The sequence below is a fragment of the Burkholderia sp. MSHR3999 genome (assembly GCF_000833595.1).
Lineage (GTDB): Bacteria > Pseudomonadota > Gammaproteobacteria > Burkholderiales > Burkholderiaceae > Burkholderia > Burkholderia ubonensis.
On sequence record NZ_JRFO01000006.1, the window covers coordinates 507,531 to 522,127 of the forward strand.

The window sequence follows — 14,597 nt, forward strand, 5'->3', positions numbered from 1 at the left end:
CCGGGCGCCCCGCGGCGCGCATCATAACAGACCCCATCGGGCCCCATTTGGACGCAGGTCGTGCCGATCGAACTTGCGCGCAGGGTAGTCAGCCAATTTCGGCGCACCAACCGTCATGCATATTTCGAATAGGGGCGGCCGAAAACGCGCATCACGGGTACGGAAGGTGCGCCGCATGCGCTGCGCCGGTGCACCGCGGCGCATGCAGCCCCATCCGCGTGCACCGCGCCGGCACGCGCGTTGCTTCGGCGCATCTGCGGATCGAACCGTCCTTGGCAGCACGCGGTTGAGGACTAAACTAATCCTTAATGGGGTGCGGCCGGAGCCCGCCCCCTGCAGGGAGACGCCGCCATGAATCGGCCGCAGAATCGAATCCTGCCGCGTGTGACCGGCATCGCGTCGGTCTGGACGTGGATCAAATGGTCGCTGGTCGCCGCGATGCTGGTCGCGGTCGCGATCATCGCCCGGCTGGTCATGGTCGAAATCGAGACCTCCCGGCTGCAGGCCCGCTATCTGTCCGAGCTGACCCGCGACGTCGGCTTCGCGGTCGAGGCGGGCGCGAGCGACCACGTGCGGTTTCCCGCCAGCGGCCCGTACGACGAGCGGCTCGGCTATGCAATGATTCCGGCGTTCCAGCAGCGGCTGCTCGCGCGCGGCTTCGTCGTCAGCAAGCAGGCGCGCGATTCCGAGCGGATGCTGGCGCTCGCCGATCGCGGCCTGTTCCTCCCCTATGACGAGAAGGACCAGGCCGGCCTGATGCTGTTCGATTCGACGGGCGCGCCGCTGTTCGCGAGCGCGTTTCCGCAGCGCGTCTATCGCGACTTCGACGCGATCCCGCGCGTCGTCGTCGATTCGCTGCTGTTCATCGAGGACCGCTACCTGCTCGACCCGAGCCAGCCGAACCGCAACCCGGCGATCGACTGGGGCCGCTTCGCCCGCGCAATCGCCGACCAGGGCCTGCACGTCGTCAACCGGCACCAGGCGCGGCCGGGCGGCAGCACGCTCGCGACCCAGATCGAGAAGTTCCGCCACTCGCCGGACGGCCGCACCGCGTCGCCGCCCGAGAAGCTGCGGCAAATCGCGTCCGCGTCGGTGCTCGCGTACCTGAACGGCCCGCAGACGATGCTCGCGCGCCGCACGATCGTGGTCCGCTACCTGAATTCGGTGCCGCTCGCGGCACGGCCGCACATCGGCGAAATCACCGGCATCGGCGACGGCCTCGCCGCGTGGTACGGCCGCGACTTCAATGAACTGAACCGCCTCCTCGCCGCGCCGACGACGGCCGAGAACGTCGACCAGCAAGGCGTCGCGTTCCGCGAGGTGTTGTCGCTGATGATCGCGCAGCGCGCGCCGTCGTACTTCCTGAACGGCGGCTATCCGGCGCTGCAGCGGCTGACCGACAGCTACCTGCGGCTGCTTGCCGCCGGCGGCGTGATCGCGCCCACGCTGCGCGACGCCGCGCTCGCCGCGCACATCGAGCGCGCCCCGCCGCCGCAGCCGGCGCGCGTGCAGTCGTTCATCTCGCGCAAGGCCATCACGTCGGCGCGCGCGTCGCTGCTCGCCGCGCTCGGCATCGACGACGTGTACCAGCTCGACCAGTTCGACCTGGAAGCGACGAGCACGCTCGACAACGGCGTGCAGCAGGCGGTCGCCGAGCGGCTCGCGAAGGCGTCGACGCGCGAAGGCGCGCAGGCCGCCGGCCTGTACGGCTACGAGATGCTCGCGCCGAAGGACGACCCGTCGCACCTCACGTACAGCTTCACGCTGTACGAGCGGCGCAACGGCGCGAACGTGCTGCGCGTGCAGACCGACAGCGTGAACGAGCCGTTCGACATCAACCGCGGCGGACGCATCAACCTCGGCTCGACCGCGAAGCTGCGCACGATCGTCACGTACCTGCAGATCGTCTCCGACCTGCATGCGCGCTACGGAGCGCTGTCGAAGGCCGAACTCGCGCGCGTGAAGCTCGACCCGATGGACGGCCTGTCGCTGTGGGCGCTCGACTACCTGTCCCGCACGCAGGACCGCTCGCTGCAGGCGATGCTCGACGCGGCCGTCGAGCGCAAGTATTCGGCGAGCCCCGACGTGTTCTATACGGGCGGCGGCGCGCAGGTGTTCAGCAACTTCGAGAAGTCCGACAACCACCGCATCCTGACGCTGCACCAGGCGTTCGCGCACTCGGTCAACCTCGTGTTCGTGCGGCTGATGCGCGACATCGTCCACTACGAGATGATCCAGACGTCCGGGCCGTCGTCGTCGTGGCTCGACGATCCCGAGCAGCGCAGGCATTATCTGCAGCAGTTCGTCGACGGCGAAAGCAAGGTCTACGTGAAGCGCTTCTACACGCGCTACGCGGGCAAGCCCGCGGACGACGCGCTCGCGCTGATGCTGAAGGACGTGCGCAAGTCGCCGCCGAAGATCGCGACCGTGCTGCGCAGCGTCGCACCGAACGAATCGCTCGCGTGGTTCGATGCGCAGATGCGTGCGCAACTGAAGGGCACGCCGGCGGCGACGCTGTCCGACGACGATCTCGCGGCACTCTATGCGAAGTACGCGATCGACCGCTTCAACCTGAACGACCGCGGCTACATCGCAAGCGTGCACCCGCTCGCGCTGTGGACGCTCAACTACCTGCGCGCGCATCCGGACGCATCGCTCGGCGACGTCGAGCAGGCGAGCCGCGACGCACGCTTCTACACCTACACGTGGCTGTACAAGACACGCTATCACGGCACGCAGGACCGGCGGATCCGCCGCATGGTGGAACTGCGCGCGTACGCGGCGATCAGCAAGTCGTGGCGCGCGCTCGGCTATCCGTTCGCGGAAGTCACGCCGTCGTACGCGGCCGCGATCGGCGCATCGGGCGACCAGCCGGATGCGCTCGCGAAGCTGATCGGACTGATCGCGAACGGCGGCGACAAGGCGCCGACCGAGACGATCACGCGGCTCGACTTCGCGAAGGGCACGCCGTACGAAACGCGCTTCGTGCGGGCGGCCGCGCAGCCGCAGCCGACGCTGTCGCCGGAGATCGTCGGCGTCGTGCACCAGCTGCTGCGCGACGTCGTGCTCACCGGCACCGGCAGGCGGCTCGCCGGCGGGATGACGCTGCCCAGCGGCAAGACGCTCGAGGTGTACGGCAAGACCGGCACCGGCGACCAGCGCTTCAACGTCTACGCGCGCGGCGCGCGGCTGATCGAGTCGCGCAAGGTGAACCGCAGCGGCACGTTCGTGTTCGTGCTCGGCGACCGTTTCTTCGGCGTGCTGACGGCAACCGCGCACGAGCCCTACGCGGCGCGCTACGACTTCACGAGCGCGATGGCCGTGCAACTGCTGAAATCGATGGCGCCGGCGCTCGCGCCGCTGATCGAGCGGCCGGCCGCGGTCGGCCCGCAAGCCGAGGTGGCCGCGCCGGCTGCGGGCAGCGCGGCGCCGTCATGATCCGGGAGTGCGCCGCCGCGCGCCGTCAGTGCGAGCGTCCGTCGTAATGCGTGACCGGCAACGCGTCGATGTCGACGTCTTCGAGGCAGCGCACGTTGATCGCCGCCATCCGGTTTCCCTTCGGATCGGCGCCCTCGCCGAACGGATGAATCCCGCAGCGCTTGCAGAAGCGATGCTGGATCACGTGCTTGTTGAACGTGTAGCTGGCCAGATTCTCTTCCGGCGTCAGCAGGTACAGGCTCGCGCGCGGCACGAACCACATCAGCGCGCCCTTGCGCCGGCAGATCGAGCAATTGCACGCCATCACGCCCGTCAGCTCGCCGTCCACCTCGAACTGCACGTCGCCGCAATGGCAGCTTCCTCGGTAAAGCATGGTCGTCTCCTGTGGCCCGCTCGCTGCGATGCCGCATCGCCGGGCGTTGGTCAAACTGCATCGATGCACTTACAGTAGCCTTCCGCCTGCGCACCCGCAACGGCCGACGCCCATCCAGCACTCACAATCACCAAGGAGACCGGCATGCTCGAACCGCGCCCCGGCTGCGAATGCTGCGACAAGGGCCTGCCGCCCGTTCAGTCCGCGCGTTCGGGCCGCCCGATCAGCTCGACTCGATCCGCGCGCGCGTGATCGCGAGCAGCGTCGCCATCGCACGGCGCGCGCCTTCCGCGTCGCGCGCAAGGATCGCGTCGCACACGGCCAGATGCTCGGCGAGCGACGCATTGAACACGTCGGCGCGGCGCGCATTCAGCTGCAGCTGCGCCTCGAGCGTGCGGTCGATCAGCGCGCCGAGCGGCACCAGCAGCTCGTTGCCGCCCGCCTCGAGCACGCTCAGGTGGAACCGCAGGTCGGCGCGCACCCATTCGTCGACGTTGCGCGCGCCGGCCATCGCGCGCGCGGCGGCGTCGATCGCTTCGAACGCTTCCGGCGCATACGCGCGCGCGGCGAGCGCCGCCGCATGCGGCTCGACCATCTCGCGCATCTCCTGCAGCTTCAACGCGAACGAAAGTGGCGGCGCGACGCGCGAATACCAGTCGAGCAGGTCGGCATCGAGCAGGTTCCACGCGCGGCGCGGCCGCACCCGCGTGCCGACCTTCGGCCGCGATTCGACGAGCCCCTTCGACGTCAGCGTGCGCAGCGCCTCGCGCAGCACCGTGCGGCTCACGCCGAACCGCTCCATCAGCTCGGGCTCCCTCGGCAGCAGCGATTCGGGCGGATGGTCGCCGCGCAGGATCGCCGTCGCAAGCCGGAACGCCGTTTGTCCATGCAGGTCGCGTTGAATGATGATCGCTCTCCCTATGCGCGGGCAGCCCGCGTCGACGCCGGGCTGCCCACTATCTGCACAATAGTGCTATTAATACTATTTTTTAACGGCCTGCGCTAGGATCGCCGCTGAGCCTACCGTCAGGAGACATCCGCCATGAAGATCACCCGCCTCGAAACCTTCATCGTGCCGCCGCGCTGGCTGTTTCTCAAGATCGAGACCGACGAGGGCATCGTCGGCTGGGGCGAGCCGGTTGTCGAGGGCCGCGCGCACACGGTCGAGGCGGCCGTGCACGAGCTCGCCGACTATCTGGTCGGCAAGGATCCGCGGCTGATCGAGGATCACTGGCAGGTGATGTACCGCGCCGGCTTCTATCGCGGCGGCCCGATCACGATGAGTGCGATCGCGGGCGTCGACCAGGCGTTGTGGGACATCTTGGGCAAGCATCACGGCGCACCGGTGCACGCGCTGCTCGGCGGCCAGGTGCGCGAGCGCATCAAGGTGTATTCGTGGATCGGCGGCGACCGGCCGAGCGACGTCGCGAACAACGCGCGCGCGGTCGTCGAGCGCGGCTTCAAGGCCGTGAAGATGAACGGCTCGGAGGAACTGCAGATCGTCGACACCTACGACAAGGTCGAACAGGTGATCGCGAACGTCGCGGCGGTGCGCGACGCGGTCGGCCCGCACGTCGGCATCGGCGTCGACTTCCACGGCCGCGTGCACAAGCCGATGGCGAAGGTGCTCGCGAAGGCGCTCGACCCGTACAAGCTGATGTTCATCGAGGAGCCGGTGCTGTCGGAGAATGCCGAGGCGCTGCGCGACATCGTCAACCAGACCGACACGCCGATCGCGCTCGGCGAGCGGCTCTACTCGCGCTGGGATTTCAAGCACATCCTCGCGGGCGGCTACGTCGACATCATCCAGCCGGATGCGTCGCATGCGGGCGGCATCACCGAATGCCGGAAGATCGCGACGCTCGCCGAGAGCTACGACGTCGCGCTCGCGCTGCACTGCCCGCTCGGCCCGATCGCGCTCGCCGCGTGCCTGCAGCTCGACGCGGTCAGCTACAACGCGTTCATCCAGGAACAGAGCCTCGGCATCCACTACAACCAGGGCAACGACCTGCTCGACTACCTGCGCAACCCCGAGGTGTTCCGCTACGACGACGGCTTCGTCGCGATCCCGCAAGGCCCGGGGCTCGGCATCGACGTCAACGAGGAGAAGGTGCGCGAGATGGCGCAGACCGGCCACCGCTGGCGCAACCCGGTATGGCGCCACGCGGACGGCAGCGTCGCCGAGTGGTGACGGGGCGGCGCGCCGCGCCCGTTCCCGCCGGCAGCCGGCGCGCGCCGGCCCGGCGGACCGCCGCTTCGACGCGGCGGCGGCGCCGGCGCTAGCCGAGCGCGGCGAAGCCCGGCACGCTCGCGGCCAGCACGGCCGCCGCGATGAACACGCCGATCATCGTCAGCCCTTCGAGATGCAGGATGTTGCGGAACGTGTGCGCATCCTCGGTCGATGCAGTGCGGCGCAGGCGCGGCAGCGCCGAGAAGCGGTTCAGCCCGCCGAGCACCAGCGCGAGCGCGACCAGCAGCAGCTTCAGCAGCAGCACGCGGCCCCACGCGCTGCCGTCGAGCGGCGCGAGCGAGCCGCCGAGCCCGCGCGCCGCGTTGAGCGCGCCGGTGGCGAGCACGAACGCGAGCGCGACGATCGACGTCCGCGACAGCCGCTGCGCGATGCGGATCAGCGCGCCGCGCGCGACCGACGAGCCGAGCGCGGGCAGCACCGCGAGCCCGCCCGCGAGCACGAGCCCGCCCCACGCGGCGGTGACGAGCAGGTGCAGCGTCTGCAAGGCGACGGCCGCCGAGAGCGCGCCGGTATCGGCCGCGTGCCCGAGCGACGCCTTGCCGGCGGCGATCACGATCACCGCCAGCCACAGCACCGCATACGCGAGCGGCCCGTCCGGCCGCGACAGCGCGACGACGGCAAGCACGACCGCGCCGCCGAACGCGACGCTCCACGCAAAGCCCGCGTGGGTCTGCGCGAGCACCGTCGGAATCGCGCCGAGCGCGCCGCCGAGCCCCGCGCCGCTCATCGCCGCCGCCGCGTAGACGAGCCAGCCGAGGTCCGCGAGCAGCAGCGCGGCCGCGGCGGCCATCAGCGAATGTTGCGCGCGCAGCCATGCCGGATGCGACGGCGCGATGACGGGCCGTGCGCCTTCCTTCGCGAGCCAGCCCTTGAGCAGCGCCGAGCCGACTGCCGTCGCGAACGCCGCGTCCATCAGCGCGGCAAGCGCGACCTGGCCGATCCACAAGCTGTCGATCCTCATCGCGCACGCCCTCCATGGCGACCGGCGCGCAACGGCACAACGGCCCGGCGACAGGACGAGTAATGAAAATCAGGCAACGGCACGGTAGAAAACGTCATCGATGAATCCGGAAACTGTGAAATGACACGATCTGCGGCGGAAGCGGCACCGCGCGACCCGCGAGTGTACGGTCTTCGATAGGCAAAACGCACGCCGGTTCACGACGGCCATTTACGATACGCGTCAAATTGTCGCAAGTCGTAAACAGGCAGGAACCGATGACCATTTGTCAAATAGCCGTCATTACCCATCGATGATAGAATGCCGCGTCGCAGCAGCCCGGCTGTCCTGCCGTCATGCCGAGCCGATCGTAGCCCGGTCAGGTCCCCGACGAATAAACATGGAGTCTCGTGTGTCTTCAAGACGCGTCTTCCGTCCGCTGCTCGCCGTTCTGATGATCGGCGGTGCGGGCCTCATGAGCGCTGCCCAAGCGCAGACCAAGCCCACGGAGCAAACCCAGGCCCAGCAGGCGCCGCTCAAGGCGCCCGATACGATGGCCGAGCGCGTGCGCGGCTGTACGGCCTGCCACGGCGTCCACGGCCAGGGCACGGACAACGACTACTTCCCGCGTCTCGCCGGCAAGCCGGCCGAATACTTGTACAACCAGCTCGTCAACTTCCGTGACGGCCGTCGCAAGTACCCGCCGATGAACTATCTGCTGACGTACCTGAACGACGACTACCTGCGCGAGATGGCCGCGCACTTCTCGGCCGAGCGCCCGCCGTATCCGGCGCCGGCGAAGCCGACGCTGCCGGCCGCGACGCTCGCGCGCGGCAAGCAGCTCGTCACGCAAGGCGATCCGTCGCGCAAGCTGCCGGCCTGCGTGGCCTGCCACGGCGCGACGCTGACCGGCATGCAGCCGGCGATCCCGGGTCTCGTCGGCCTGCACGCCGACTACCTGAGCGCGCAGCTCGGCGCATGGCGCTCGGGCAACCGCCACGCGAAGGCGCCCGACTGCATGCACGATATCGCCGCGAAGCTTTCCGACGAAGACGTGACCGCCGTGACCGCATGGCTCGCCGCCCAGCCGGCGCCCGCCAACCCCGTGCCGGCCCCGGCCCGCGCGATGAAGACTCCGCTTGCCTGCGGCAGCGAACCGCAATAAGGCTAGGGAGACAGACACAATGAAACGCAAGTCCCTGTTTGCACTCTCGGCTGTCGCGATCGTCGCGGCAGCGGCTCTCGTGCCGGTCCTGTGGCCGGGCAACGACACGCTGCACGGCGCCGCCGCCGTCGCGGCCACGCCGGCCGACCAGGCCGCGCTGATCAAGAAGGGCGAATACCTCGCGCGCGTCGGCGACTGTATCGCGTGCCACACCGTGCGCGGCGGCAAGCCGTTCGCGGGCGGCCTGCCGATGGCGACGCCGTTCGGCACGATGTACACGCCGAACATCACGCCGGACGACCAGGCCGGCATCGGCAAGTGGACGTCGGACGACTTCTACCGCGCGATGCACACGGGCCGCTCGAAGGACGGCAGCCTGCTGTACCCGGGCTTCCCGTTCGCGAGCTACACGAAGGTCACGCGCGCGGATTCGGACGCGATCTTCGCGTACCTGCGCTCGGTCGCGCCGGTATCGGCGCCGAGCCGTCCGCACGAGCTGAAGTTCCCGTTCAACAACCGCAACCTGCTGATCGGCTGGCGCACGCTGTTCTTCAAGGAAGGCGAATACAAGCCGGATCCGACCAAGTCGGTCGAATGGAACCGCGGCGCGTACCTCGTCGAAGGCCTCGGCCACTGCTCGATGTGCCATACGTCGATCAACATGATGGGCGGCCCGGTGAGCGCGTCGGCCTTCGCGGGCGGCCTGATCCCGCTGCAGAACTGGTATGCGCCGTCGCTGACGAACGACAAGGAACTCGGCCTCGGCGACTGGCACGTGCAGGAGCTGTCCGACCTGCTGCAGGCCGGCGTGTCGCACAAGGGCGCGGTGTTCGGCCCGATGGCGGACGTGGTCCACAACAGCCTGCAATACATGACCGACGAGGATACGCGCGCGATGTCGACGTACCTGAAGTCGATCCCGCAGAAGGCTGAAGCGCCGAAGAACATGCAGTACGAGCCGTCGAAGCAGTTCGGCAACGTGCTGCTCGAGCAAGGCAAGAAGATCTATGCGGACAACTGCGCGACCTGCCACGCCGACAACGGCCAGGGCAAGCCGCCGGCCTATCCGCCGCTCGCGCTGAACCATTCGATCACGATGGAATCGGCCGTGAACCCGATCCGCATGGTGCTGAATGGCGGCTATCCGCCGAGCACGTTCAAGAATCCGCGTCCGTACGGGATGCCGCCGTTCGCGCAGTCGCTGTCGAACCAGGAAGTCGCGGCGGTCGTTTCGTACATCCGGATGTCGTGGGGCAACAACGGTTCGCCGATCTCGCCGCAGCAGGTGAGCGATCTGCGTTCCGCACCGCTCGACTAAGTATCGGGTGACGCAAACGGGGCGCGGCTGCGGGAAACCGCGGCCGCGCCCTTTTGTTTTTGTTTTTCTTGCGACGCTATCCCCGCGCTGGCCGCGCGATGCGTCGCCGATCATAAAACTCCAGAGTCGTATCTATGTCTTTTGAATCTCTTGGCCTGGCCGAACCGCTCGTCAAAGCGGTCAACGAGCTCGGCTACACATCGCCCACGCCGATCCAGTCGCAGGCGATCCCCGCCGTGCTCGGCGGCGGCGACCTGCTCGCCGGCGCGCAAACCGGCACCGGCAAGACCGCAGGCTTCACGCTGCCGATCCTGCAGCGCCTGCACACCTTCTACGCCGAACACCACAACGCGAAGCGCGCGGTGCGCGCGCTGATCCTCACGCCGACGCGCGAACTCGCCGCCCAGGTCGAGGAAAGCGTGCGCGCGTACAGCAAGTACCTGAAGCTGCGCTCGACCGTGATGTTCGGCGGCGTCAGCATCAATCCTCAGATCGACGCGCTCAGGCGCGGCGTCGACATCGTCGTCGCGACGCCGGGGCGCCTGCTCGATCACATGCAGCAGAAGACGATCGACCTGTCGCAGCTCGACATCCTCGTGCTCGACGAAGCCGACCGGATGCTCGACATGGGCTTCATCCACGACATCAAGCGCGTGCTCGCGAAGCTGCCGCCGCGCCGCCAGAACCTGCTGTTCTCGGCCACCTTCTCCGACGAGATCAAGGCGCTCGCCGACAGCCTGCTCGACTCGCCGGCGCTGATCGAGGTCGCGCGCCGCAACACCACCGCCGAGACCGTCGCGCAGAAGATCCACCCGGTCGACCGCGACCGCAAGCGCGAGCTGCTCACGCACCTGATCCGCCAGCACAACTGGTTCCAGGTGCTGGTGTTCACGCGCACGAAGCACGGCGCGAACCGGCTCGCCGAGCAGCTGACGAAGGACGGCATCAGCGCGATGGCGATCCACGGCAACAAGAGCCAGTCGGCGCGCACGCGCGCGCTGACGGAGTTCAAGAACAGCACGCTGCAGGTGCTCGTCGCGACCGACATCGCCGCGCGCGGCATCGACATCGACCAGCTGCCGCACGTCGTCAACTTCGACCTGCCGAACGTGCCGGAAGACTACGTGCACCGGATCGGCCGCACCGGCCGCGCGGGCGCGACCGGCGAAGCGGTGTCGCTCGTGTGCGTCGACGAGAAGCAATTGCTGCGCGACATCGAGCGGCTGATCAAGCGCGAGATTCCGCAGGAAGTGATCCCGGGCTTCGAGCCGGACCCGAACGCGAAACCGGAGCCGATCCAGCAGCGCCGCGGGCAGCAGCCGCGCGGCGGCGGCGGTGGCGGTGGCGGCAATCGCGCGCCGCGTGCGGGCGGCTCAGGCCAGCAGCCGGCCGCGAAGCGCGACGGCGCGCCGAAGTCGTCGCAGCCCAAGGCGGCACAGCAGAAAGCCGCGAAGCCGGGCAACGCGGGCGGCAACGGCCCGCGTCCGGCGAGCGGCGGCGGTAGCGGGCGGGCGGCCAACGGCAACGCCGCGCACGCGAACCGCAATCGTTCGTCGCGCAGCGGCCAGCGCGGCCACTAAAGCCGCGCGGCCGCGCGCCGCAGGTGCTCGACCTGGCGTTGCCAGCGTTCGAGCACCGTGGCGCGCTCCCCTTCCAGTGCAAACGTGACGCCTGTCGCGAGACGCGCATAGCCGACGCGCTGCGCATCGCCGTGCGCGATCGTCGCGACGAAACCCGCGAGCCCGCCGAAGTCGCCTTCGAGCGGCTCGATCTTCAATTGCGCCTGAAAGAACGCGCCGTCGGCGACGAGCGTCAGCGCGGCCGCGCGCCGTTGCGCGAGCGCGCGCGCCGCGCGCGATTGCGGCCACAGCGCGAGCAGCAGCACGCGCGCATCGCGCGCGTAGATCTCGCCGACGCTCAGGAGCGTCGTGCGCAATTGGCCGTCTTCGGTCGCGACGATCAGCGACGCCGCGACGTCGGCCTTGCGCTCGAGCGCCGAGCCGTCGAACAACGACGCGACGGCCGGCGGCCACGCGTCGAACGTCCATTGCTCGAGTGCGCTGCGATGTGAATCGGTCATGATGGAGCGGCCTCGTCGAACGTGAAGGATGCCGCAGCATACCCGCGGCAGGCCGCCCTGCAGGCGGCGATCAGCGGAAGAACACGTGCTGCGTGAGCTTCGTGAGCGGATAGTGGACGCCCGGCTGGATCTTCGCGGGCAGCTCGAGCGGCTTGAGCAGCATCTTCACGCACATGTCCGCCGACAGGTTGCGACGCACGAGCGCATTGATGCGCGCGACCCGCGCGCGGCTGTATTCGCCGTCGCCGATGCGGTCCGGATAGCGGATCGCGAACACGTGGCGCAGCGCGATCTCCGAATCCTCGTTCTTGATTTCCAGCACGCGGCGCATCAGCGCGCCGAGCACCGCGAGCCGGCCGTTGCCTTCGAGCTGGTTGTACTTCTTGAAATATTTGAAGAAGTGCTTGTAGTGGCGCACTTCGTCCGTGCGGATGTTGTCGGTGATTTCCTTCAGCACGGGCTCGTCCGAGCACTCGTTGATCGCGCGATAGAGCGTGGCCGTGCCCGTCTCGACGACGCAGCGCGCGACCATCTCGAGCGCGCGGGTCTTCTCGAATGCTTCGATCGAGCAGGTCTTCGAGTATTCGTCGAAGAAATTCGCGAAGGCGGTATCCCAGTCGAACTCCGGCCAGACGTGCGCGATGTAGGCCTTCAGCGCGCGGCCGTGCTGCAATTCTTCGTGCTCCCATGCATTGTTGAGCCACGCCGACACTTCCGGATCGTCGTTGAAGAATTCACTCAGGTTGCTGGTGTAGAGATCCGAACCGCTCTCGATGAACGACGCCGCGCACAGCAGCAGCAGCAAATCCTCGTTCGCCGCGGCGCGCTGACGATCGATCCGCGTAAGGTCGATGTCCTCGATTCGCCACGGCATGACATGCGTCGTTTCAGTCTGCATGGTGTTGCGCTCCCAGTCGCCCCATCCGGCAATCGCCCGCGCGCACGGCGCGGGCGACAGCCATCCCGGATGCGGCGTATTGCTTGAAGTTATTAGAAGAAATGGGTCCGGCCGACCATTCTTGCATCTTAGCCGTACTTTGATGATCGTGCTTCAGAGCACTGACCATGCCGGCCGCGCGCAGTTCCGCGCCGACCGTTGCGGTTCGTCAGAGGAGGTCTTCGAACGCGCGGCGCACAGACGAAACGGGCGGCCTTGCGGCCGCCCGTCGAGGATGCATGCAGGCGCGTGGAAGCGAACCGTCAGAAACCGGCGGCGAGCCCGTCGCGCCGGCTGTCGCTCGCGGCGACGTAGCCGCGCTCGGGATCGTTCCGGTCGAGCCGCCACACGAACTGGCCCGAGCCGAAATCCATGTAGGGATCGTCGACCGACTTGATCGTGTGGCCGCGCACCGCGAGCGCGCCGACCGTCGCACGATCCATGCTCGACTCGACGTCGAGCGTGAAGTCGCGGTTGACCTTCCAGCGCGGCGCGTCGCACGCCGCCTGCGGCTGCTGGCCGTAGCCGAGCATCCGCACGATGGTCTGCAGATGGCCCTGCGGCTGCATGTCGCCGCCCATCACGCCGAAGCTCATCACCGCGCCGGTGCGGCCGTCGACCTCTTCGGTCACGAACGCCGGAATGATCGTGTGGAACGGCCGCTTGCCGCCCGCGACGACGTTCGGCGATGCAGGGTCCATCGAGAAGCCGTACCCGCGGTTCTGCAGCGCAATCCCCGTACCCGGCACGACGAGGCCCGAGCCGAAGCCCATGTAGTTGGACTGAATGAAGCTCACCATCATCCCGCGCTCGTCGGCCGCCGACAGATAGATCGTGCCGCCCGACGGCGGCCGGCCGTGGCCGAAGTGCGTCGCGCGCGCCGGATCGATCCGCTTCGCCCGTTCGGCGAGGTACGCGTCGTCGAGCATCTGCGCGGGCGTGACCTCCATCGCGCGCGGGTCGGCGACGTAGCGGTAGACGTCCGCGAACGCGAGCTTCATCGCCTCGATCTGCAGGTGCTGCGATTCCGGCGAATCGACCGGCCACTCGGCGACGCCCGCGTGCTCGGCGATGCCGAGCGCGATCAGCGCGGCGATGCCCTGCCCGTTCGGCGGGATCTCGTGAATCGTGTAGCCGCGAAAGCGCTTGCCGATCGGCTCGACCCATTCCGGCCGGTATGCGCGCAGGTCGGCTTCGGTCAGTGCGCCGCCGCCGTCGCGCGCGAACGCGGCGATCCGCTCGGCGAGCGCGCCCTCGTAGAACGCGCGCGCGCCGTCCTTCGCGAGCGTGCGCAGCGTCTGCGCATGGCCGGGCAGGCACACGCGCTCGCCCACTTCGGGCGCGCGGCCGCGCGGCATGAAGGTCTCCGCGAAGCCCGGCAGCCCTTTCAGCTCGGGCACCGCGGCCGCCCACTTGTGCGCGACGATCGGCGGCACCGCATGGCCGCGCTCGGCAATCTCGATCGCCGGCTCGAGCAGGTCCGCGAACGGCAGCGAACCGAACTTCGCATGCAGCGCCTCCCAGCCCGCGACGACACCCGGCACGGTGACCGTGTCCCAGCCGCGCGTCGGCTTGCGCGCGCGGCCGTGCGCGTCCTCGCCGTGACGCCGGCGGAAATAGTCGACGTTCCATGCGGCCGGCGCGACGCCCGACGCATTCAGCCCGTGCAACCGCTGGCCGTCCCACACGAGCGCGAACGCATCGCCGCCCAGCCCGCACGACACCGGCTCGACCACCGTGATCGCGGCCGCGGCGGCGAGCGCCGCGTCGACCGCATTGCCGCCCTTCCACAGCATCCGCAGGCCGGCCTGCGCGGCCAGCGGATGCGACGTCGACACGACATTGCGCGCGAACACCGGGATGCGCGTCGTCGGATAAGGGTTGTGCCAGTTGAAGCCGATCATCGATTCCACCTCGTCGGAAACTGAATGAGCGCGCGAACGCGGACAATCCGCCATTGCAGCGCGATCGGCACGGTCGCGCAAATTCATTTGTCACATGAATCCATGCATTTCGCACATGAATTATCGGCAGCGCACCCGCCGGGCGCCCGGCTTGGCGGCCGAACACCCTTACAATACCCGCTCCGTGTTCA

11 protein-coding genes are annotated in these 14,597 nt (G+C 68.6%); 5 read left to right on the plus strand and 6 right to left on the minus strand.

Features of this window, described 5'->3' with window-relative positions; genetic code table 11:
* Positions 1–351 precede the first annotated feature (351 nt).
* Entirely contained in the window at positions 352–3,438 is a 3,087-nt protein-coding gene (locus KY49_RS19590; RefSeq protein WP_042586238.1) for a transglycosylase domain-containing protein, read from the plus strand.
* Positions 3,439–3,463: 25 nt separating this feature from the next.
* Here KY49_RS19590 and KY49_RS19595 read toward each other — a convergent pair whose 3' ends face one another.
* Positions 3,464–3,811 (minus strand): GFA family protein, encoded by a 348-nt coding sequence (locus tag KY49_RS19595; RefSeq protein ID WP_010090770.1) that lies wholly within the window; start codon positions 3,809–3,811, stop codon positions 3,464–3,466.
* 223 nt (positions 3,812–4,034) lie between these two features.
* The gene (locus KY49_RS19600; protein ID WP_059627182.1) at positions 4,035–4,718 is read right to left on the minus strand and encodes a FadR/GntR family transcriptional regulator; all 684 of its coding nucleotides are present in this window, start codon (positions 4,716–4,718) and stop codon (positions 4,035–4,037) included.
* A 135-nt stretch (positions 4,719–4,853) separates the two neighbouring features.
* Between KY49_RS19600 and dgoD the strand changes: the two genes are divergently transcribed.
* The gene (gene dgoD, locus KY49_RS19605) at positions 4,854–6,002 is read left to right on the plus strand and encodes a galactonate dehydratase (RefSeq protein ID WP_042586240.1); all 1,149 of its coding nucleotides are present in this window, start codon (positions 4,854–4,856) and stop codon (positions 6,000–6,002) included.
* 88 nt (positions 6,003–6,090) lie between these two features.
* On the opposite strand, the gene KY49_RS19610 is transcribed toward dgoD, so the two are convergent.
* Positions 6,091–7,023 carry a CopD family protein gene (locus KY49_RS19610; protein WP_042586241.1) on the minus strand — a complete coding sequence of 311 codons (933 nt, stop codon included), beginning with the start codon at positions 7,021–7,023 and terminating at the stop codon, positions 6,091–6,093.
* A 379-nt stretch (positions 7,024–7,402) separates the two neighbouring features.
* Between KY49_RS19610 and KY49_RS19615 the strand changes: the two genes are divergently transcribed.
* From KY49_RS19615 to KY49_RS19625, 3 genes are all read left to right on the plus strand, one after another.
* Positions 7,403–8,167 (plus strand): c-type cytochrome, encoded by a 765-nt coding sequence (locus KY49_RS19615; RefSeq protein WP_042586242.1) that lies wholly within the window; start codon positions 7,403–7,405, stop codon positions 8,165–8,167.
* A 19-nt stretch (positions 8,168–8,186) separates the two neighbouring features.
* Positions 8,187–9,485, plus strand: coding sequence for a c-type cytochrome (locus tag KY49_RS19620; protein WP_010090765.1), 1,299 nt, complete (start codon positions 8,187–8,189; stop codon positions 9,483–9,485).
* 134 nt (positions 9,486–9,619) lie between these two features.
* Entirely contained in the window at positions 9,620–11,065 is a 1,446-nt protein-coding gene (locus KY49_RS19625) for a DEAD/DEAH box helicase (protein ID WP_042586243.1), read from the plus strand.
* On the opposite strand, the gene KY49_RS19630 is transcribed toward KY49_RS19625, so the two are convergent.
* The 3 genes from KY49_RS19630 to KY49_RS19640 form a co-directional block, all read right to left on the minus strand.
* A complete protein-coding gene (locus tag KY49_RS19630) occupies positions 11,062–11,565 on the minus strand; it encodes a hypothetical protein (RefSeq protein WP_042586244.1) in 504 nt (167 codons plus the stop codon). The two genes, KY49_RS19625 and KY49_RS19630, sit on opposite strands and share 4 nt — an antisense overlap.
* A 70-nt stretch (positions 11,566–11,635) precedes the next feature.
* Complete coding sequence (locus KY49_RS19635; protein ID WP_042586245.1) at positions 11,636–12,463, minus strand: ferritin-like domain-containing protein; 828 nt, start codon at positions 12,461–12,463, stop codon at positions 11,636–11,638.
* 302 nt (positions 12,464–12,765) lie between these two features.
* A complete protein-coding gene (locus KY49_RS19640; RefSeq protein WP_042586871.1) occupies positions 12,766–14,406 on the minus strand; it encodes a gamma-glutamyltransferase family protein in 1,641 nt (546 codons plus the stop codon).
* Positions 14,407–14,597: the final 191 nt, after the last annotated feature.

Coding starts and splice junctions, on each gene's coding strand:
- KY49_RS19640 (WP_042586871.1), bottom strand. CDS start 14,406: ATGATCGGCTTCAACTGGCACAACCCTTATCCGACGACGCGCATCCCG.
- dgoD (WP_042586240.1), top strand. CDS start 4,854: ATGAAGATCACCCGCCTCGAAACCTTCATCGTGCCGCCGCGCTGGCTG.
- KY49_RS19590 (WP_042586238.1), top strand. CDS start 352: ATGAATCGGCCGCAGAATCGAATCCTGCCGCGTGTGACCGGCATCGCG.
- KY49_RS19625 (WP_042586243.1), top strand. CDS start 9,620: ATGTCTTTTGAATCTCTTGGCCTGGCCGAACCGCTCGTCAAAGCGGTC.
- KY49_RS19615 (WP_042586242.1), top strand. CDS start 7,403: ATGGAGTCTCGTGTGTCTTCAAGACGCGTCTTCCGTCCGCTGCTCGCC.
- KY49_RS19620 (WP_010090765.1), top strand. CDS start 8,187: ATGAAACGCAAGTCCCTGTTTGCACTCTCGGCTGTCGCGATCGTCGCG.
- KY49_RS19635 (WP_042586245.1), bottom strand. CDS start 12,463: ATGCAGACTGAAACGACGCATGTCATGCCGTGGCGAATCGAGGACATC.
- KY49_RS19610 (WP_042586241.1), bottom strand. CDS start 7,023: ATGAGGATCGACAGCTTGTGGATCGGCCAGGTCGCGCTTGCCGCGCTG.
- KY49_RS19595 (WP_010090770.1), bottom strand. CDS start 3,811: ATGCTTTACCGAGGAAGCTGCCATTGCGGCGACGTGCAGTTCGAGGTG.
- KY49_RS19630 (WP_042586244.1), bottom strand. CDS start 11,565: ATGACCGATTCACATCGCAGCGCACTCGAGCAATGGACGTTCGACGCG.